This window comes from Jannaschia seosinensis (assembly GCF_001408515.1).
GTDB classification, from domain to species: Bacteria; Pseudomonadota; Alphaproteobacteria; order Rhodobacterales; family Rhodobacteraceae; genus Jannaschia; species Jannaschia seosinensis.
Genome location: NZ_CYPR01000160.1, coordinates 1 through 18,525 on the forward strand (window position 1 = coordinate 1; position 18,525 = coordinate 18,525).

15 protein-coding genes and 1 pseudogene are annotated in these 18,525 nt (G+C 67.0%); 14 read left to right on the forward strand and 2 right to left on the reverse strand.

Annotation, left to right across the window (positions count from 1 at the left end; genetic code table 11):
* The first annotated feature begins 13 nt into the window (after positions 1 to 13).
* The gene (locus JSE7799_RS19890; RefSeq protein WP_442354842.1) at positions 14 to 133 is read left to right on the forward strand and encodes a MerR family DNA-binding transcriptional regulator; all 120 of its coding nucleotides are present in this window, start codon (positions 14 to 16) and stop codon (positions 131 to 133) included.
* A gap of 55 nt (positions 134 to 188) precedes the next feature.
* Here the strand turns inward: JSE7799_RS19890 and JSE7799_RS11730 are convergent.
* Positions 189 to 865 (reverse strand): annotated as a pseudogene (locus tag JSE7799_RS11730) (IS256 family transposase); the annotation flags it as partial.
* A gap of 71 nt (positions 866 to 936) precedes the next feature.
* Between JSE7799_RS11730 and JSE7799_RS11735 the strand changes: the two are divergent.
* The 13 genes from JSE7799_RS11735 to JSE7799_RS11795 all read left to right on the forward strand — a co-directional run bounded on the left by JSE7799_RS11735 (position 937) and on the right by JSE7799_RS11795 (position 17,076).
* Positions 937 to 2,031: an IS4 family transposase gene (locus JSE7799_RS11735; protein WP_055662841.1), complete on the forward strand. Its 1,095-nt coding sequence runs from the start codon at positions 937 to 939 to the stop codon at positions 2,029 to 2,031.
* A 115-nt stretch (positions 2,032 to 2,146) separates the two neighbouring features.
* Positions 2,147 to 3,316 carry a peptidoglycan glycosyltransferase FtsW gene (locus JSE7799_RS11740; protein ID WP_055663776.1) on the forward strand — a complete coding sequence of 390 codons (1,170 nt, stop codon included), beginning with the start codon at positions 2,147 to 2,149 and terminating at the stop codon, positions 3,314 to 3,316.
* A 13-nt stretch (positions 3,317 to 3,329) separates the two neighbouring features.
* Entirely contained in the window at positions 3,330 to 4,418 is a 1,089-nt protein-coding gene (locus JSE7799_RS11745) for a UDP-N-acetylglucosamine--N-acetylmuramyl-(pentapeptide) pyrophosphoryl-undecaprenol N-acetylglucosamine transferase (RefSeq protein ID WP_055663777.1), read from the forward strand.
* On the forward strand, positions 4,415 to 5,815 hold the full coding sequence (gene murC, locus JSE7799_RS11750; RefSeq protein WP_055663778.1) for a UDP-N-acetylmuramate--L-alanine ligase: 1,401 nt from the start codon (positions 4,415 to 4,417) through the stop codon (positions 5,813 to 5,815). The genes JSE7799_RS11745 and murC overlap by 4 nt, the downstream gene beginning before the upstream one ends.
* 224 nt (positions 5,816 to 6,039) lie before the next feature.
* Positions 6,040 to 6,966 (forward strand): UDP-N-acetylmuramate dehydrogenase, encoded by a 927-nt coding sequence (gene murB, locus JSE7799_RS11755; protein WP_055663779.1) that lies wholly within the window; start codon positions 6,040 to 6,042, stop codon positions 6,964 to 6,966.
* Positions 6,967 to 7,032: 66 nt separating this feature from the next.
* On the forward strand, positions 7,033 to 7,986 hold the full coding sequence (locus JSE7799_RS11760; RefSeq protein ID WP_083480517.1) for a D-alanine--D-alanine ligase: 954 nt from the start codon (positions 7,033 to 7,035) through the stop codon (positions 7,984 to 7,986).
* Positions 7,974 to 8,861: a cell division protein FtsQ/DivIB gene (locus JSE7799_RS11765; RefSeq protein ID WP_055663780.1), complete on the forward strand. Its 888-nt coding sequence runs from the start codon at positions 7,974 to 7,976 to the stop codon at positions 8,859 to 8,861. Before JSE7799_RS11760 ends, JSE7799_RS11765 begins: the two co-directional genes overlap by 13 nt.
* A gap of 26 nt (positions 8,862 to 8,887) precedes the next feature.
* Positions 8,888 to 10,186, forward strand: coding sequence for a cell division protein FtsA (gene ftsA, locus JSE7799_RS11770; protein WP_083480534.1), 1,299 nt, complete (start codon positions 8,888 to 8,890; stop codon positions 10,184 to 10,186).
* Positions 10,187 to 10,335: 149 nt separating this feature from the next.
* Positions 10,336 to 11,898 (forward strand): cell division protein FtsZ, encoded by a 1,563-nt coding sequence (gene ftsZ / locus JSE7799_RS11775; RefSeq protein WP_055663840.1) that lies wholly within the window; start codon positions 10,336 to 10,338, stop codon positions 11,896 to 11,898.
* Positions 11,899 to 12,228: 330 nt separating this feature from the next.
* A complete protein-coding gene (gene lpxC, locus JSE7799_RS11780; RefSeq protein WP_055663782.1) occupies positions 12,229 to 13,143 on the forward strand; it encodes a UDP-3-O-acyl-N-acetylglucosamine deacetylase in 915 nt (304 codons plus the stop codon).
* A 103-nt stretch (positions 13,144 to 13,246) separates the two neighbouring features.
* On the forward strand, positions 13,247 to 14,077 hold the full coding sequence (locus tag JSE7799_RS11785; RefSeq protein ID WP_055663783.1) for an outer membrane protein assembly factor BamD: 831 nt from the start codon (positions 13,247 to 13,249) through the stop codon (positions 14,075 to 14,077).
* A 141-nt stretch (positions 14,078 to 14,218) separates the two neighbouring features.
* Positions 14,219 to 15,883 carry a DNA repair protein RecN gene (gene recN / locus JSE7799_RS11790; protein WP_055663784.1) on the forward strand — a complete coding sequence of 555 codons (1,665 nt, stop codon included), beginning with the start codon at positions 14,219 to 14,221 and terminating at the stop codon, positions 15,881 to 15,883.
* 209 nt (positions 15,884 to 16,092) lie between these two features.
* A complete protein-coding gene (locus JSE7799_RS11795; RefSeq protein ID WP_186201926.1) occupies positions 16,093 to 17,076 on the forward strand; it encodes an HWE histidine kinase domain-containing protein in 984 nt (327 codons plus the stop codon).
* A 4-nt stretch (positions 17,077 to 17,080) separates the two neighbouring features.
* Here JSE7799_RS11795 and mgtE read toward each other — a convergent pair whose 3' ends face one another.
* The gene (gene mgtE, locus JSE7799_RS11800) at positions 17,081 to 18,484 is read right to left on the reverse strand and encodes a magnesium transporter (RefSeq protein WP_055663786.1); all 1,404 of its coding nucleotides are present in this window, start codon (positions 18,482 to 18,484) and stop codon (positions 17,081 to 17,083) included.
* Between the last annotated feature and the right edge of the window lie 41 nt (positions 18,485 to 18,525).

The window sequence follows — 18,525 nt, forward strand, 5'->3', positions numbered from 1 at the left end:
CGGAGACGCTGCCATGAACATCGGAACCGCCGCGCAGAAATCGGGGCTGCCGCCCAAGACGATCCGCTACTACGAGGACATCGGCCTATTGACCGCTGATCGGGCGGCGAAGAGGTATGCGCGAAATTGGTGACGCGTGATCAGGCGGCAGTTTGAAGGTGGCGGAGGCCGTCGTGGAACTCAATCCCCTAGATGATCTCGGGTAGTCGGTTCTGGCCATCGAGCCTTCGCCATTTGCACTGCGCCGACATCATCAGCTTGAAGGCCGTGGCCAGACCCGTTTTGCGGCTCAGGCATCCCTTGGTACGTTTCGTGCGGTGCCGAACGGTGGCGAAGGTGCTTTCGATCGGGTTTGAGGTCCGGATGTGTTTCCAGTGCTCGGCGGGAAAGTCGTGAGACAAGTCTGTAGCGCATCCCGGTCCTTGACGAGCTTGGCGGCCGCCTTGTCCCATTTCACGCCGCAAGCATCGACGAAGAAGTCGAAGGCCGCCGACGCCGCGGCACGGGTTTCGGCCTGCCAGATGTCGTGCAGGTGTGCCTTTGCCTTCGACTGCACTGATTTCGGCAGCGCGTTGAGCACGTTCATGGTCTTGTGGACCCAGCACCGCTGCTCTCGTGTCGTGGCGAAGACCTCGCGCAGGGCGGTCCAGAACCCCAAGGCACCGTCGCCGATGGCCAGCTTGGGGTCCTGTTTCAGGCCGCGGCGCTTGAGATCAAGGAGCACCTCGCGCCAACTCTCGGTGCTTTCGCGGAAGCCGTCGGTCATGGCCAGAAGCTCCTTGCGGCCGTATTCATCCGCACCCACGACCACCAGAACGCATTGTTTTTCCTCGGCCATGCGCGGTTTGAAGTAGACGCCCCACACTAAACGACAGAGTGCTGGCTGAGGGCGGCTGGATGGATTCAACTGGATGACTCCGACCAAGGAAACATCCGATGCTTCACCACGCCATCTCCGCCCTCACGAATATTCTGCGTCCAGATCTCGACTTGAGCAAGAGCCGTCTGGAGACGCTTTGCATGATCGTCATCGGCATGGTCAGCGCGCGCAGCGTGAACCTCGGCCATCTTGCCTGCGAACGACCGGGATCGGCCCTGACCTCGTCAACATACCGTCGGTTGCAACGCTTCTTCCAGCACGTCCATCTCGACGAGGACTGGTCGCTCCCGCTTCTGGTCCGGCTGTTGGGCCTGAACAAATCGTGGCTGCTCGCGCTCGACCGCACCAACTGGCAGATCGGCAAGACCGAGGTGAACTTTCTCGTGCTCGCAGTCGTCACCCGTCGTTTCCGCGTCCCCCTGGTCTGGAGCCTGATCGAAGGCCGCGGGTGTTCCGACACCGACATGCGCATCGCCCTGATGGAGCGATATCTCGCGAATTTTCCCGCGACGACCATCCGTCTGCTGCTTGCCGATCGTGAGTTTGTCGGCGCAGGCTGGATGGAATTTCTTAGTAAAAACAATATCCCCTTTGCTATCCGCGTAAGGGAAAATCTTCGCATTACGACCGAGGACGGTCACGACCTTACCTTGCGCGCAAGGCTGCGCCTGGCCCGCCGTGGCCGGGCTTTTCGCGCCCGCCTCGGCACACGCGAGGACGCAGCCGCCAGCAATACGCCGCTCCTGAACGTCGCGGCCAAGCCGCTCAAGGGAGAGTGGTTGATCGTGGTTACCAACGTCGCGCCGCGCACCGCGCTCGAAACCTACCGCAAACGTTGGGCGATCGAATGTCTGTTCGGCGATGCCAAGACTCGTGGCCTCAACCTCGAGGACACACGTCTCACCGATCCACGCAAACTCGCTCTGCTCATGTCCCTTGTCGCGCTTGCCCTTGCCTGGGCCGGTCGCGCCGCCGCAGACCTTCTCGGCAAGCGCGCGCCGCCGCGCAAAAGCTACGGCCACTACGCCAGATCCTGGTTTCGAACCGGCTTCGACCACATCCGAAGCCGCCTCAGATCCGATCCCCTCGACGCCATCGCGTCGTGGCAGAGGATCAACCCAGAAGCACGAAAGCCCTGCGGAGTCGTGTAGTGTGTTCATCTGCGTCCATTCGCGGATTTTCGCTGGTCTGACACACCCCGATTCGCTAAGCTTTCGTTACAGACCCGGAAAACCGGGCGTGGCAGAGCAGTTTGCAGGCGGATCAATGACTGAAATCGCGCATGGCGCGGTCGTCGTCCTACCGGGCGAGGCCATCGTGTCCCGTTGGTGGCGAACGCTGGACAAGGGCGTGTTGGGCGCGCTGGTCCTTTTGTTCGCCGTCGGGCTTCTCCTCGGCTTTGCGGCCTCGGTGCCGCTGGCGGAGCGCAACGGGCTGGCTCCGTTCCATTATGTGCAGCGGCAGGCGATCTTCGGGGCGATGGCCTTTGTCGTGATGATCGTCACCTCCATGATGTCGCCGCAGATGGTGCGCCGGTTGGGTGTGATCGGTTTCTTCGTCGCCGCATCGGCGCTGATGCTCCTGCCGGTTCTGGGCACGGATTTCGGCAAGGGCGCGACGCGGTGGTATTCGCTGGGGTTCGCATCCTTCCAGCCGTCGGAATTCCTCAAGCCGGTCTTCATCGTCATGACCGCGTGGCTGATGGCCTCCGCCGCGGAGCCCAACGGCCCGCCGGGCAAGATCATCAGCTTCGCGATCCTCGTCGTCGTGATCGCCTTCCTCGCGCTGCAGCCGGATTTCGGGCAGGCGATGCTGGTCGTGGTGGCTTGGTCGGCGGTCTATTTCGTCGCCGGCGCGCCGATCCTGCTTCTGACCGGGGTGGTGGCCTGCGTCGGTGCGGTGGGGGTGGTCGCCTACAACAACTCGGAGCATTTCGCCCGGCGTATCGACGGGTTCCTGTCGCCCGAGGTCGATCCGCGCACGCAGATGGGCTATGCGATCGATGCGATCCGCGAGGGCGGGTTCCTCGGCACCGGCGTCAACGAAGGGCGGGTGAAATGGATCCTGCCCGACGCGCATACCGACTTCATCATCGCCGTCGCGGCCGAGGAATACGGCCTTCTGATGGTGCTCTTCATCGTGGCGCTGTTTGGGTTCATCGCCGCGCGCTGTCTCATGCGGCTTTGCGTGGAGCGTGATCCGTTCATCCGGCTGGCGGGCACCGGTATGACCGTCCTGCTGGCGAGCCAGGCTTTCATCAACCTCGGGGTCGCGGTGCGGCTTTTGCCGGCCAAGGGCATGACGCTGCCCTTCGTCAGCTACGGCGGCTCTTCGCTCATCGCGATGGGGCTGTTGACGGGGATGCTGCTTTGCTTCACCCGCACGCGGCCACAGGCCGAGATCGCCGATCACCTGCTGTCGAACGTCTATCGCTGAGGGATTTTCATCCATGTCCGCCCCGCTCATCGTCATCGCCGCAGGCGGCACCGGGGGGCACATGTTCCCGGCCCAGTCGCTCGCCGAGGAGATGCTGGCGCGCGGCTGGCGGGCCAAGCTCTCGACCGATGCGCGCGGGGCGCGTTATGCCGATGGCTTTCCCGACGAGGTGGAGATTGAGGTTGTGCCCTCGGCCACGCCCGCGCGCGGCGGGATGGTGGCGAAGGCGGGCGTGCCGTTCAAGCTGACGGGCGGGGCGATGCGCGCGCTGGCCGCGTTCCGGCGTGACCGTCCGGCGGTGGTGGCGGGGTTCGGCGGATATCCCGCCATCCCGGCCATGGCGGCGGCGGTCCTGATGAAGCTGCCGCGCCTGATCCACGAGCAGAACGGCGTGTTGGGTCAGGTCAACACGGTCTTCGCCAAGCGCGTCGATGCGTTTGCCTGCGGCACCTGGCCCACGCGCCTGCCGGACGGGGTGACTGGCGTGCATGTCGGCAATCCGGTGCGGGCCGCGATCCTGCGGCGGGCGGGCAGTCCCTACATCCCGCCGGGCGACCACCCGATGTCGGTTCTGGTGATCGGCGGCAGTCAGGGCGCGCGCATCCTGTCGGCGACGGTGCCCGAGGCGTTGGCCGCGCTGCCCGACGATATCCGCCGGCACCTGCGCGTGGCGCATCAGGCCCGGCCGGAGGACGCGGCGCGGGTTCGCGCCTTCTATGACGATGCGGGTATCGCCGCCGAGGTGCAGCCCTTCTTCGACGACGTTCCCGCGCGGATCGCCGACGCGCAGCTCGTGATCTGTCGCTCGGGCGCGTCGACGGTCGCCGACCTGTCGGTGATCGGGCGACCCGCCATCCTGATCCCCTATGCCGCCGCGGCGGGCGACCATCAGAGCGCGAACGCGCGCGGGCTGACGAGTGCGGGCGCGGCGATTTCGATCCCCGAGTCCAAGCTGACGGTCGGGAGCCTCGCCGAGCAGGCCGAACTCATCCTTTCCCATCCGGAGGGCGCGTCGCAGATGGCGCGTGCCGCGCTGTCGGTCGCCCGGCCGGACGCGGCCGCCCGCCTCGCCGACCTCGCAATCGAAGTGAGCCAGACATGAACGCCACAAAGCTGCCCCAGCAGATGGGCCCCATCCACTTCGTCGGCATCGGCGGCATCGGCATGTCCGGCATTGCCGAAGTGCTGATCAGTCACGGCTACAACGTTCAGGGCTCCGACCTGAAACGCTCGAAGATCACGGACCGGCTGGCGAAGCTTGGGGCGCGCATCTTCGAGGGGCAGTCGGCGGACAATCTGGAGGGTGCGGAGGTCATCGTGATTTCCTCCGCCATCAAGCCCGGCAATCTGGAGCTCGACGCCGCGCGCGCGCGGGGCCTGCCGGTCGTGCGCCGCGCGGAGATGCTGGCCGAGTTGATGCGGATGAAGTCGAACATCGCCGTCGCCGGAACGCACGGCAAGACCACCACCACCACCATGGTCGCGGCCCTTCTGGATGCGGGCAACGAGGATCCGACGGTCATCAACGGCGGCATCATCCATGCCTACGGCTCGAACGCCCGGATGGGGCAGGGCGAGTGGATGGTCGTCGAGGCCGACGAGAGCGACGGCACGTTCAACCGCCTGCCCGCCACGATCGCCATCGTCACCAATATCGACCCCGAGCACATGGAGCATTGGGGCTCGATCGAGAACCTGCGCCAGGGCTTCGCCGATTTCGTGTCGAACATTCCGTTCTACGGTCTGGCGGTCTGCTGCACCGATCATGCCGAGGTGCGCGCGCTGGTCGGCCGGGTCACGGACCGTCGGGTCGTCACCTTCGGCTTCAACGCGCAGGCGGACGTGCGGGCGGTGAACCTGCGCTACGAGGCGGGTGTGGCGTGCTTCGACATCGCGCTTCAGGCCGAGGATGCGATCATCGACGGCTGCCGTCTGCCGATGCCCGGCGATCACAACGTCTCGAACGCCCTGTCGGCGGTGGCCGTCGCGCGGGAGCTGGGCGTGCCGAAGGACGTGATCCGGGACGCGCTGGCCGAGTTCGGCGGCGTCAACCGCCGCTTCACCCGTGTGGGCGAGTGGAACGGCGTTCCGATCATCGACGATTACGGCCACCACCCCGTCGAGATTGCCGCCGTGCTCAAGGCCGCGCGTCAGAGCATCGGCGATACCGGCCGCGTCATCGCGATCCACCAGCCGCACCGCTATTCGCGCTTGGCGAGCCTGTTCGACGATTTCTGCGGCTGCTTCAACGATGCCGATGTGGCGGGGATCGCCGATGTCTATGCGGCGGGCGAGGATCCAATTCCGGGTGCCGGGCGCGACGATCTGGTGGCGGGGCTGATCCGTACGGGTCATCGGCATGCGCGCGCGGTGACGGACGAGGACGATCTGGAGCGTCTGGTGCGCGAACAGGCGCGGCAGGGCGATATCGTCGTCTGTCTCGGGGCCGGTACGATTTCGACTTGGGCCAACGCATTGCCGGCGCGGCTGAACGGTTAGGGCGGGGCCGGCGCCTCGCGTTTCTTGAGGTATTCGGGGGGCGAGGTGGAGCACGGGCGACAGCGTTTGTGACGCTCCGCTTTCCCGCTCGTGGCCTCCAGCAGTTGCTGGTTGCTTGCAAGGTGATCACGCCGGCGGGTGAGGGGCGGGATAGCTCTTTGTAAGAAGGTCCCGGATTTTGATCGTTATGATTGTTTCTGACACTGACATGACTCGGTTCGTCCATGGTTGATTACCCCGCTCCCCGTGGCGCTCTTACCCGCGACCGGCCGCTTGGAGACTTGACCTGGCTGCGCGTGGGCGGGCCGGCGGATGCATTGTTTCAGCCGGCCGACCGGGACGATTTGGCGGCTTTTCTTGCGGCTCTCGACCCTGCCGTCGCGGTGTTTCCGATGGGCGTCGGGTCCAATCTCATCGTGCGGGATGGCGGGATCCGGGCGGTCGTGATCCGGCTGGGGCGCGGGTTCAACGGGATCGAGATCGAAGGGGACCGGGTGCATGCGGGAGCCGCGGCGCTCGATGCACATGTGGCGCGCCGGGCGGCGCAGGCGGGGCGGGACTTGACCTTCCTGCGCACCATCCCCGGCAGCGTCGGCGGGGCGGTAAAGATGAACGCGGGCTGCTACGGCACCTACGTGGCCGATCATCTGGTCGAGGTGGAGGCGGTGACGCGGGACGGTGCGGTCGTGACGATCCCGGCGGCCGATCTGCGGCTGGGCTATCGGTCCTCCGATATTCCCGAAGGCTGGATCGTCACGCGCGCGACCTTCTGCGCGGAGCCGGGCGAGCCGGCGGCGCTCGAGGCGCGGATGGCGGATCAGCTTGCGCGCAGGGACGCGACGCAGCCCACCAAGGACCGCAGCGCCGGCAGCACGTTTCGCAACCCTGCCGGATATTCCTCAACCGGGCGGGCGGACGACACGCACGACCTCAAGGCCTGGAAGGTGATCGACGCGGCGGGCATGCGGGGCGCCACGCGGGGCGGGGCGGTCATGTCGCCCAAACACTCCAATTTCCTCGTCAATGCGGGCGGGGCGAGCGCGGCCGATCTGGAAGGTCTGGGCGAGGAAGTTCGGAAAAAGGTTTTCGAGACCAGCGGATTGACGCTAGAGTGGGAAATCATGCGGGTCGGAGAACCCGCGCCCCGATAAGGCCCATCAGAGGCCCGGGTAAACAAGAGGCCGGGACGCCACGATCCCGGCACGAGGTGCAGGATATTGGGTGTGTCGGGCAGGACCAACCAACATGTCGCCGTCCTGATGGGCGGCCCGTCGAGTGAGCGAGAGGTCAGCCTGTCCACGGGGCGGGGCTGCGTCGAAGCGTTGCGCGGCGAGGGGTTCCGCGTGACCGAGGTCGATGCGGGCACGGGCGGGGCCGGTTCGGGCGCCGAACTTGTTGCGCGCCTGCAACAGGTCGCGCCCGATGTGGTGTTCAACGCGTTGCACGGTCGGTGGGGCGAGGATGGCTGCGTCCAGGGGCTCCTCGAATGGTTGCGGCTGCCTTACACGCATTCCGGCGTGCTGGCTTCGGCGACGGCGATGGACAAGAGCCGCAGCAAGGCGCTGTTTCGTGCCGCGGGTCTGCCGGTGGTGGAGAGCGAGATCGTCTCGCGCGAGGAGGCGATGGAGGATCATGTCCTCGATCCGCCCTACGTCATCAAGCCGAACAACGAAGGCTCCTCCGTTGGCATCTATATCGTGAAGGCGGGCGCGAAGATGCCGCCCGAGCTGCCCGACACGATGCCTGACGAGGTGATGGTCGAGGCCTATGCGCCGGGGCGCGAACTGACCTGCACCGTTCTGGGTTCGGCGGGGCGCGAGCAGGCCCTGACCGTGACGGAGATCGAGACCGAGGGCTGGTACGACTACGCCGCCAAATACGAGACGGGGGGGTCGCGTCATACCCTGCCGGCGCGGGTGCCGGAGGCGATTCTGAAGGCGTGTCAGGATTATGCGCTGCGGGCGCATTGGGCGCTGGGCTGCCGGTCGCTGAGCCGCACGGATTTCCGCTGGGACGAGAAGCGGGGGCCTTCCGGTCTGATCCTGCTTGAGACGAACACGCAGCCGGGCATGACGCCGACGTCGCTGACCCCCGAGCAGGCGGCACATGCGGGGCTGTCCTTCGGCGCGCTGTGCCGTCAGCTCGTGGAGGATGCGTCGTGCGACCGGTAAGGCGCGGACCGGCCGATCCCGCTCCGTCGAAATGGCGTTACCGGCTGGAGCGGCTGTGGCTCACGCCGCTGTTCAAGGCGCTGATCCGGACGGGAATCCCGAGCTTTTCGTTCGTCGCCCTGTTCACCTGGTACATCCACGACGCCCAACGGCTCGAGGCGATCGTGGATACTTGGGAAGGGTGGGTGACGGCGGTCCAGGACCGGCCGGAGTTCATGGTCGGCATGATGCGGATCGAGGGGGCGAGCGCGCAGCTCCAGTCCGACATCGAGGAGACGCTGCCGGTGGACCTGCCGATCAGCCAGTTCCAGCTGGACATGGGAGAGTTGCGCCACCGGATCGAGGAGCTGGACCCGGTCCTGTCGGCCGAGGTGCGCGTCATCGCCGGCGGCACGCTCCTGCTGCGGGTGACGGAGCGTGCGCCGGCGGTGGTCTGGCAGCAGGCCGGCGCGATCGAGGTGCTGGACGCGACGGGCCACCGGGTCGCGACGCTTCAGTCGCTGGAGGCCGCGGGTGCGCTGCCGCTGATCGCGGGCGAGGGGGCGGCGAAGGCTGTGCCTGAGGCGCTGGCGTTGATCCAGGTCGCGCAGCCGATCGCGGACCGCATGATTGGTCTGACCCGGGTCGGCAACCGCCGCTGGGACGTCGTGCTGAGCCGCGAACAGCGGATCATGCTGCCGGAGGCGGCGCCGGCGGCTGCGCTCGACCGCGTTCTGGCGATGCATGCTGCGAACGACGTTCTGGCGCGGGATGTGGCGGTCGTCGACCTGCGCATCCCCGCCCGCCCCATCCTGCGTCTGTCGCCAATGGCGCGCGACGCGTTGAGCCGCAAGCAGGACGCCGAGCGCGTCGCCTATCAGGAGAGAATAGAGTGAGCCGTTTGTTCCATGCCCAGAAGGCCATGCGCCGCAAACGCCAAGCCGCGCTGCAGCGCGGGGTCGTCGCGATCCTGGACGTGGGCACCTTCAAGACGGCCTGCCTCGTGCTGCGTTTCGAGGAGAACACGCCCGAGGGCGAGGGCGTGGGCCACATGGCGGGGCAGTCGAACTTTCGCGTGGTGGGCGCGACGATCACCCGTTCGCGCGGGGTGCGTCACGGCGAGGTCGACGCCATGCCCGAAACGGAGCGCGCGATCCGCACCGCCGTGCAGGGCGCGCAGAAGATGGCGGGCGTGCGGGTCGATCACGTCATCGCCTGCTTCTCCGGCGGGCGTCCGACGTCCTGGCCCCTGTCAGGGGAGGTGGTGCTCGATTCCGGACCGTGCAGCGTGCACGATATCGGCCGGGTCCTGTCGTCGATCGACACGCCCGATATCGGGCCCGGGCGCGAGGTGCTGCATGCGCAGCCTGTGAATTTCGGTATCGATCACCGCACCACCCTGCGCGATCCGCGCGGACAGACCGGAGAGATGCTGCGTGCGGACATGCACCTGCTGTCGGTCGATGCGCATTCGATCGAGAACCTGCTGACCTGCATCCATCGCTGCGATCTGGAGGTGGCGGGCCTTGCCTCGGCGCCCTATGCCGCGGCGACCTCGGCGCTGGTGGAGGACGAGAAGGAGTTGGGCGCGGCCTGCATCGACATGGGTGCGGGCACGACCGGCATCTCGATCTTCATGCGCAAGCACATGGTCTATGCCGACACCGTTCCGTTCGGCGGCGCGCATGTGACCTCCGACATCAGCCAAGGGCTGCGGATTCCGGCCGTGGCTGCCGAGACGATCAAGACGCGGTACGGCGGTGTGCATGCCACCGGGATGGACGACCGCGAGCGGATCGCGCTCGAGGCCGATACCGGGGATTGGCACCACGACCGTCGCTCGGTCACCCGGACGGAGCTGATCGGGATCATCCGGCCGCGGGTGGAGGAGATCCTCGAGGAGGTGCGCGCGCGGCTGGATGCGGCGGGCTTCGGCGATTTGCCGAGCCAGCGGATCGTGCTGACCGGCGGGGCGTCGCAGATCCCCGGTCTCGATCTCATGGCGGGGCGGATCCTGGGCAGTCAGGTAAGGCTGGGTCGGCCACTGCGCGTGCAGGGGCTGCCCGAAGCGGCCAAGGGGCCGGCCTTTGCCGCATGCGTCGGTCTGTGCATGCAGGGCGCCGAGCCGCAGGACGAATTCTGGGACTTCGACGCGGTCTCGCCGCGGGCCTCGGGGCGGTCCCTGCGCCGGGCGGTCCGGTGGTTTCGAGACAACTGGTAGAAATAACGCGGTTTCCCGCCACCCGGCGTGTTTTTAGGGTGACGATGGGTGAATGATTCGCTAACTTGGGGCAAAAATAAGGCAGCCGCCCAAGGCGGCGGGAAACGAACGGCTCGAGGCAGGGCCAAAACCAGGTGGACAAGAGCAAAATGACATTGAACCTCACCATGCCCGGCGCGAGCGCCGAAGTTGATCTGCGGCCGCGCATCACCGTGTTCGGTGTCGGCGGTGCCGGGGGCAATGCCGTCAACAACATGATCCAGAAGGACCTGGAGGGCGTCGAATTCGTCGTCGCCAACACCGACGCCCAAGCGCTGGCCCAGAACCAGTCGCAGGCGCGTATTCAACTCGGCGCGCGCGTGACCGAGGGCCTCGGCGCGGGTGCGCGGCCCCAGATCGGCGCTTCGGCCGCCGAGGAGACGATCGAGGAGATCGTCGATCACCTCGCCGGCGCGCATATGTGCTTCATCACCGCCGGCATGGGTGGCGGCACCGGAACCGGGGCTGCGCCGATCATCGCGCAGGCCGCCCGCGAGTTGGGCATTCTGACCGTCGGCGTCGTCACAAAGCCGTTCCAGTTCGAGGGCAACAAGCGGATGCGTCAGGCCGAGGAGGGCGTTGAGGCGCTCCAGAAGGTCGTGGACACACTCATCATCATTCCGAACCAGAACCTGTTCCGGCTTGCCAACGAGAAGACCACCTTCACCGAGGCGTTCAGCCTTGCCGACGATGTCCTTTACCAAGGCGTGAAGGGCGTGACCGACTTGATGGTGCGTCCGGGCATGATCAACCTCGACTTCGCCGACGTCCGCTCCGTGATGGACGAAATGGGCAAGGCGATGATGGGGACCGGTGAGGCCACCGGCGAGGATCGCGCCGTCGAGGCGGCCGAGAAGGCCATAGCGAACCCGCTGCTCGACGAGCTGTCGCTGAAGGGTGCGAAGGGCGTCCTGATCAACATCACCGGCGGACACGATCTGACCCTGTTCGAGATGGACGAGGCGGCGAACGCGATCCGCAGCCAGGTGGACGAGGATGCCAACATCATCGTCGGCTCGACGCTGGATCCGTCGATGGAGGGCGTGATGCGCGTTTCCGTCGTGGCAACCGGGATCGATGCGGTCGCCAACACCGCGGCCGATCCGCTGCCGCGTCGCCGGATGGCCGAGCCCGCCGCCGCGCCGCAGGAAGTGGCCGCCTCGGCGCCTGCCGCTGTCGCCGCGGCGCGCGAGGAGCCGAAGGCGGAGGCGCCCGCCATGCGCCGGGTTGGCGGTCAGACCTTCTTCGACGGGGTCGATCAGCAGGAGGCCGATGAGCAGGATGCTACCGAGAGCTTCTTCGGTGACGGCCGCTCCGACGACCTGCCGCCGCCGGCCTACACGCCCGTACAGGCTGCACCGGCCCAGCACGCCGCCGAGCCGCCGCAGGCCGCCTTTGCCGCGCCCCGCGCCGCCGGCACGCCGACGCCCGAAGCGATGGAGCGTCTGCGCGCCGCCGTTCTCAACGGCGAACGCCGCGCCGAGCCGGCCCGCCCCGCGGCCGCGCCCGAGCATGGAACGCGGTTCGGGATCGGCTCGCTCATCAACCGGATGACGGGAACAGGCGCGGACACGCCCGTTCACCGCCCCGCCCCCGCCCCGAAGGAGGAGCGCGATCAGGCGGAGGACGAGCGTATCGAGATCCCCGCGTTCCTGCGCCGTCAGGCGAACTGAGGCGAATCGGCTCCCGCGCGCCACAATTCTGCGGCGTGACATCGAATGAGAATGGCGGTCTTCGGGCCGCCATTCGCGTTTTCGCCGCCCTTGCCGCATCACGTTTGCACGTGGCATTCGGCGAAGGGTGGCGCGCAGGACAGGATACTAGGCGCCTGATTCCGCGGTGGATTTCACGGCTCCTTCGGGAACCGGCGAAATTCCGCGCATCCTGCGGGGCTCCTGTTTCACACCGTAACGACCGTTGAATTGCGTGGCGGCGGGGCCGCGCCTAGCTCCAGACTCGTGAAAAGCGCCCGTCAGTGGCGTAGGGAACGATCGGAGCAGATCATGCAGACGACAGTCAGGAACATCATCCGTTTTCGCGGCACCGGCCTTCACCTCGGCCGCCCTGCACGGCTGACCATTCATCCCGCGCCGGCGCATCACGGCATCTGGTTTCGTCGTTCCGACATTGAAGGCAACAACATGATCGCCGCGCGGCACGATGCGGTCGAGACGTCGCCGCTCTGCACGCTCCTCGTCAACGAGGCGGGCATTTCCGTCTCGACCGTGGAGCACGTGATGGCCGCGCTGTCCGGGTGCGGTGTGCACAACGCCATCCTCGAGATCGACGGCCCCGAGGTTCCGATCCTCGACGGATCGGCGGCGGAATTCGTTCGCGGCATCCTCGCCACCGGTCTGCGTCCGCTCGATGCGCCGGTTCACGCGATCGAGGTCCTGCGTCGCGTTCATGTGCAAGATGGCGATGCGTCGGCGACGCTGATGCCTGCCGCCGAACTGGAGATCGACTTCTCCATCGATTTTGCGGATGCGGCCATCGGGCATCAGCACAAGGTGCTGCGCCTGTCGAACGGGACCTTCGTGCGCGAACTCTGCGACAGCCGCACCTTCTGCCGTCGTGCCGATGTGGATGCGATGCAGCGGGCGGGGCGCGCGCTTGGCGGTTCGCTGGCCAATGCGGTCGTCGTGGACGGCGCGCTTATTGAGAACCCCGAGGGTCTGCGCCATGCCGATGAGGCCGTGCGGCACAAGATGCTCGACGCTCTGGGCGATCTCGCGCTCGCCGGAGCGCCGATCCTGGGCCGCTATACCGGTATCCGCGCCGGTCACGCGATGACGAACCGGGTTCTGCGCGCGCTGCTGAACGACCCGTTGGCCTATCGCATCCGGACGCTGAGCGAGGCGGATTGCCGTCTGCTGCCGGGCGCGGGTCTGGAGCATGATGTCTTCGCCCATCTGTGATCGCGCAGGGGCCGGATTTCTGGACCCGGTCCTTCACACCCCGCGGCGGCCGTTCTAAGGTGCCGCGGGACCTTTGATGGGTCGGGGCAGGAAAGCGGACTTGATGACGGCACGGCTTGGAAAATCGGCGGCGATCGTCGCGCTGAGCCTGATCCTTTCGGCATGCGGCGGTGACGACGAAACCCCCGCATTGGAGGATACGGCCCCGGAGGCGATCTTTCAGCAGGCGGAGCGGGAGCTTGCCCGCGGCGATGCAGAGGATGCGGCGCGTCTGTTCGGCGAGGTCGAGCGGCTCTATCCCTATTCCGAATGGGCGAAACGTGGGCTCATCATGCAGGCCTTTGCCTACCATAAGGACCGCGACTACGAGAACGCGCGCGGCGCGGCGCAGCGCTACATCGATTTCTTTCCGGCCGACGAGGATGCCGCCTATGCGCAATATCTCCTCGCGCTGAGCTACTACGATCAGATCGACCAGGTGGGCCGCGATCAGGGTGTGACGTTTCAGGCGCTGCAGGCCTTGCGTGCCGTGATCGAGCGATATCCCGACAGCGAATATGCCCGCTCCTCTGTTCTGAAGTTCGATCTTGCCTTCGATCACCTTGCCGCCAAGGAGATGGAGGTGGGTCGCTATTACCTGAAGCGGGAGCATTATCCCGCTGCGATCAACCGCTTCCGCGCCGTGGTCGAGGAGTTCCAGACCACGACGCAGACGCCGGAGGCGCTGCTGCGGCTGGTGGAGGCATATCTCGCTCTCGGCCTGACCGACGAGGCCCAGACCGCTGGTGCGATTCTCGGCTACAACTTCCAGTCTTCGCCCTTCTACGACGACGCCTATCGGCAGCTTACGGGGCAGGGGTTGGCTCTCGAAGCGCAAGGGACGAATTGGCTGCGCTCGGTCTATGATCGCACCATCGCCGGCCGCTGGCTCTAGTCGGATGAGATCGCTCGCAACGGCGGCACGGACGCACTAACTAGGCGTCATGCTCCGCACGGATGAGACCAGGGTTATGCGCATCACCGGGTTCCGGCGCGGAGCACGTGTCGGAACGGCAAGGAAGGTGATCGGGTAACCATGCTTCGGACGCTCGAAATCAGGGACATGCTGATCATCGATCACCTCGCGCTGGAATTCCGGGCGGGATTGAACGTGCTGACCGGTGAGACGGGGGCGGGCAAGTCGATCCTGCTCGACTCGCTGGGCTTCGTTCTGGGCTGGCGGGGGCGGGCGGAGCTGGTGCGGCAAGGGGCCGCGCAGGGCGAAGTCACCGCGAGTTTCGATCTGCCGCCCGACCATCCCGCGCGCGATGTTCTGGACGCGCACGAGATCGCGGCGGAGGAGGGCGAGTTGCTGCTGCGCCGCGTCAACACGAAGGAGGGGCGCAAGACGGCGTGGGTCAACGGAACCCGTGTCACCGGTGAGGTGCTGCGGGCCCTGTCCGATCGCCTGCTGGAATTGCACGGCCAGCATGACGATCGCGGCCTTCTGGACGTCCGGGGTCACCGCACGCTGCTCGACGCGTTTGCGGGGGCGGACGGGTCGGCCACGCGGACCGCCTGGAGCCGCGTCGCCACCGCGCGCAAGGCCGAGGCCGAGGCCGAGGCCGTGGCGGAATCCGCGCGCGCTGAGGAGGATTTCCTGCGCCATGCCGTCGCCGAGTTCGACACGCTGCGCCCCGAGCCGGGGGAGGAGGCGGATCTCGACGCGCGCCGTCGCCTGATGCAGGGCGCCGCCCGGATCCGCGACGACGTGGCCAAGGCGCTGGAGGCGATCGGACCGCGCGGGGCCGAGGGGCAGATGATGGACGGAGTCCGCTGGCTCGAAGGGGCCTCGGATCAGGCGGGCGAGGCGCTGGCCGGTGCGATCGACGCGCTTGGCCGTGCGATGATCGAGCTTGGCGATGCACAGGCCGGAGTCGAATCGTGTCTCGACGCGCTGACCTTCGATCCGTCGGAGCTGGAGGAGGCGGAGGAGCGGCTTTTCGCGATTCGGGCCATGGCGCGCAAGCATGGCGTTCTGGCCGATGAATTGGCCGCCTTTGCGGACGATCTCCGCGGCCGGCTGGACATGCTCGACGCGTCCGAGGGCGGTATGGCTGAATTGCGCGAGGCCGTGGCCCGTGCCGAGGCGGATTATGCCGTGGCCGCCGATGCGCTGACCGCAATTCGGACGGAGGCGGCCGCCCGGCTCGACGCGGCAATGGCCGCCGAGCTTGCGCCGCTCAAGATGGAGCGCGCCGTCTTCGCCACCCGCGTCACGCCCGGCACGCCGGGCCCGGGGGGCAAGGACGATGTGGCCTTCGAGGTCGCCACCAATCCGGGCGCGCCGTCAGGGCCGCTCGACAAGATCGCTTCGGGCGGGGAGTTGAGCCGCTTTCTCCTGGCGTTAAAGGTCTGCCTGACGGGGGGCGACCGAACGATGACCCTGATCTTCGACGAGATCGACCGGGGCGTGGGCGGGGCGACCGCCGATGCCGTCGGCCGTCGGCTCAAGGCGCTGGCCGAGGGGGGGCAGGTCCTCGTGGTGACCCACTCGCCGCAGGTCGCCGCACTCGGAGCGCATCACTGGCGGGTGGAAAAGCGGGTCGAGGCGCGTGGCGCGGCGGACACGACGCTTTCGACCGTCGTTCCGGTGGCCGAAACGGATCGGGTGGACGAGATTGCACGCATGCTTGCCGGCGATACGATCACCGACGCGGCGCGGGGGGCGGCGCGTGCCCTGCTCGAAGCCGCCGCTTGATTGTGTAGAAGTCTTAACTTCTGTTGCGTTTTTGAAATATTGCCGTACGCTCATGTCGTGTCCGGGGGGACTCCGACCGCTGCATGAGGTTCGACATGCTCAGCACTATGAGACACGAGGCCGACTGGCCGCGCCCTTCGCCTGTTGCGCACGCAACCGAAGCCACCGCCGCTGGACTCAATCGATGCAATGATGCGGCACGCCGCGCCGTGCTGGCTCTCGAAGCCGGCGGGTTCGGAAGCTGGGAATCGGATTTCCGCTCCGATACCGGCAAGGCCGACACCTTCGTGGCAGAGCTTTACGGGCTCGACGCTTCGCGCCCCTGCTGGTCGATGTCGGAGGTCCGCAACCGGATCCATCCCGAGGATCGGGGCCGCGTCGATGCGGCGACCCGGTTCGCCATCAAGCACCGGACGCTTTGCGAGGTGGAATTTCGGGACCGCAGTATCGACCCCCTGACCGGGGAGGAAGGCGCGCGCTGGCTCGCGGCGCGGGGACGGGTCGTGGAGTGGGAGCCGAGCGGCGCGCCGCGCAGCATGGTGGGCGTGACCTGGGACGCGACCGAGGCCGTGCGGCAGCGGCAGACGCGGGCCCTCATGGCCGATGAGATGAACCACCGGGTGAAGAACGCCTTTGCCGTTCTGGGCTCTCTGGTGACGATTGGCGCGCGCGAGGCGGACAATCCCATAACTTTCGCTGCGGACCTTCGGCGTCAGATCGGCATGCTGTCGGAGGCGCACGATGTCTCCGTTCGTCTGTCCGGTCGTGACGTGGGCCGGGAGGTCGAACTTCCGGCGGCCCGGATCCTCGAGGACGTTCTGGCGCCGTGGCGCGGGACGGCGGCGTTGACGCTCCGGGTGGACGAGACGTTGATGCTCGGCCGCTGTCGCGCGCCGGCCTTTGCCATGCTGGTCCACGAACTGGCCACAAATGCGGTGAAATATGGCCCCTTGGGCGAGGTCGGCGGCGTACTTTCCGTTGCCTTGACGGCCGGACCCGACGGGCATCTGGAGATGGAGTGGAACGAGTGCCGCGCCGTGCCGGTTCCCGGTCGCAACGACCTCGCCGAGGAGGGATTCGGCTCGATCCTCATGCGGCACTGCCTCGGTGCGCTGCGCGGGCGGGTGCAGCGGGAACTGCGCGCGGAGGGTTTGTGGCTGAAGCTGACGACGGAGCCGGTTGGCCCTTACTGATCCGTCAGATCAGCCAGATCGCCGCGAGGCCGAGGAATGCGAAGAAACCCACGACGTCGGTGACCGTCGTGACGAACGTGCCGGAAGCGAGCGCCGGATCGACGTTGATCTTGTCCAGCACGATCGGAACGCCGACACCGGCCAGAGCCGCCACGATGAGGTTGATGACCATCGCGACCGCGATCACCACGCCCAGCATCGGCGTCCCAAACCAGACGAGGCCGACGATGCCCATGATGGCGGCGAAGGCTCCGCCGTTGATGGCGCCCGCCACGACCTCGCGCCGGATGACGCGCCAGACGTTCGCGCCGGTCAGGTCGCGCGTCGCCAGCGCCCGCACCGCAACGGTCAGCGATTGCGTGCCCGCATTGCCCCCCATCGAGGCCACGATGGGCATGAGGACGGCCAGCGCCACGATCTCCGCGATGACCTGGTCGAATTGCGCGATGACCAACGATGCGATGATCGCCGTGAGGAGGTTGACGGCAAGCCAGGGAAACCGCCGCCGCACCACGTCCAGCGTCCGGTCCGACAGGCTTTCCTCCGCATCGACGCCGGCGAGGCGCAGGATGTCTTCCTCGGCTTCCTCGTCAAGGATGCGGATCGCGTCGTCGATGGTGATCACGCCGAGAAGCCGGTCGTCGGCATCGACCACGGCGGCCGAGATCAGGTGATACTGATTGAATGCGTAGGCGACCTCGCGCTCGGGCTCGGTCGCCTCAAATGTGCGAAAGCTTTCTTCCTCGATCTCGGCCAGCGGCGTGTCGCGCGGTGCGGCGAGGATCTTGCCCAGCGTCACGTGCCCCACCGGCCGCATTCGCGGGTCGACGAGGATGACGTGGTAGAATTGCTGCGGAAGCTCGTCCGCCTGGCGAAGATGGTCGACGGTCTGCCCCACGGTCCAGAAGGACGGCGCGACCACCACCTCGCGCTGCATCAGGCGGCCGGCGGAATATTCGGGGAAGGCCAGCGCCCGTTCGACCGCGACCCGATCCACATCGTCGAGCGCGCCGAGAATGGCGTCGGCCTGATCCGAGTCGTCGAGGTTCTCGATCAGGTCGACGACGTCGTCCGTGTCGAGTTCGCGCACCGCCTCGGCCACGTCCTCGGCGGGCAGGGCGTTGAGGATCTCCTCGCGCAGGCCCTCGTCGAGTTCCGACAGGATTTCACCGTCGATATGGCCGGACCACAATTCAATCAGGGTCGCCCGCTCGCCCTCGCCGATCTGCTCCAGCATGTCGGCGATGTCGGCACCGTGCAGCGGCTCGATCAGGTCGTCCAGCGCGGTTGGGTCGCGCGCCTCAAGCGCCTCGCGGATGGCACGAAGGCGCGGTTCGTCGAGCTCGATCTCATCCTCGATCTCGTCGTCGCGGTCGGCCTCTGTCACTTGCGGATCCGTATGGCTCATGGCGCGTTCCCCCGGTGGTCGGGGCCGGGATATAGGTCGTG

Coding starts and splice junctions, on each gene's coding strand:
- ftsZ (WP_055663840.1), top strand. CDS start 10,336: ATGACATTGAACCTCACCATGCCCGGCGCGAGCGCCGAAGTTGATCTG.
- ftsA (WP_083480534.1), top strand. CDS start 8,888: ATGCGCCGCAAACGCCAAGCCGCGCTGCAGCGCGGGGTCGTCGCGATC.
- JSE7799_RS11735 (WP_055662841.1), top strand. CDS start 937: ATGCTTCACCACGCCATCTCCGCCCTCACGAATATTCTGCGTCCAGAT.
- JSE7799_RS11740 (WP_055663776.1), top strand. CDS start 2,147: ATGACTGAAATCGCGCATGGCGCGGTCGTCGTCCTACCGGGCGAGGCC.
- recN (WP_055663784.1), top strand. CDS start 14,219: ATGCTTCGGACGCTCGAAATCAGGGACATGCTGATCATCGATCACCTC.
- lpxC (WP_055663782.1), top strand. CDS start 12,229: ATGCAGACGACAGTCAGGAACATCATCCGTTTTCGCGGCACCGGCCTT.
- murC (WP_055663778.1), top strand. CDS start 4,415: ATGAACGCCACAAAGCTGCCCCAGCAGATGGGCCCCATCCACTTCGTC.
- murB (WP_055663779.1), top strand. CDS start 6,040: ATGGTTGATTACCCCGCTCCCCGTGGCGCTCTTACCCGCGACCGGCCG.
- JSE7799_RS19890 (WP_442354842.1), top strand. CDS start 14: ATGAACATCGGAACCGCCGCGCAGAAATCGGGGCTGCCGCCCAAGACG.
- JSE7799_RS11745 (WP_055663777.1), top strand. CDS start 3,330: ATGTCCGCCCCGCTCATCGTCATCGCCGCAGGCGGCACCGGGGGGCAC.
- JSE7799_RS11785 (WP_055663783.1), top strand. CDS start 13,247: ATGACGGCACGGCTTGGAAAATCGGCGGCGATCGTCGCGCTGAGCCTG.
- mgtE (WP_055663786.1), bottom strand. CDS start 18,484: ATGAGCCATACGGATCCGCAAGTGACAGAGGCCGACCGCGACGACGAG.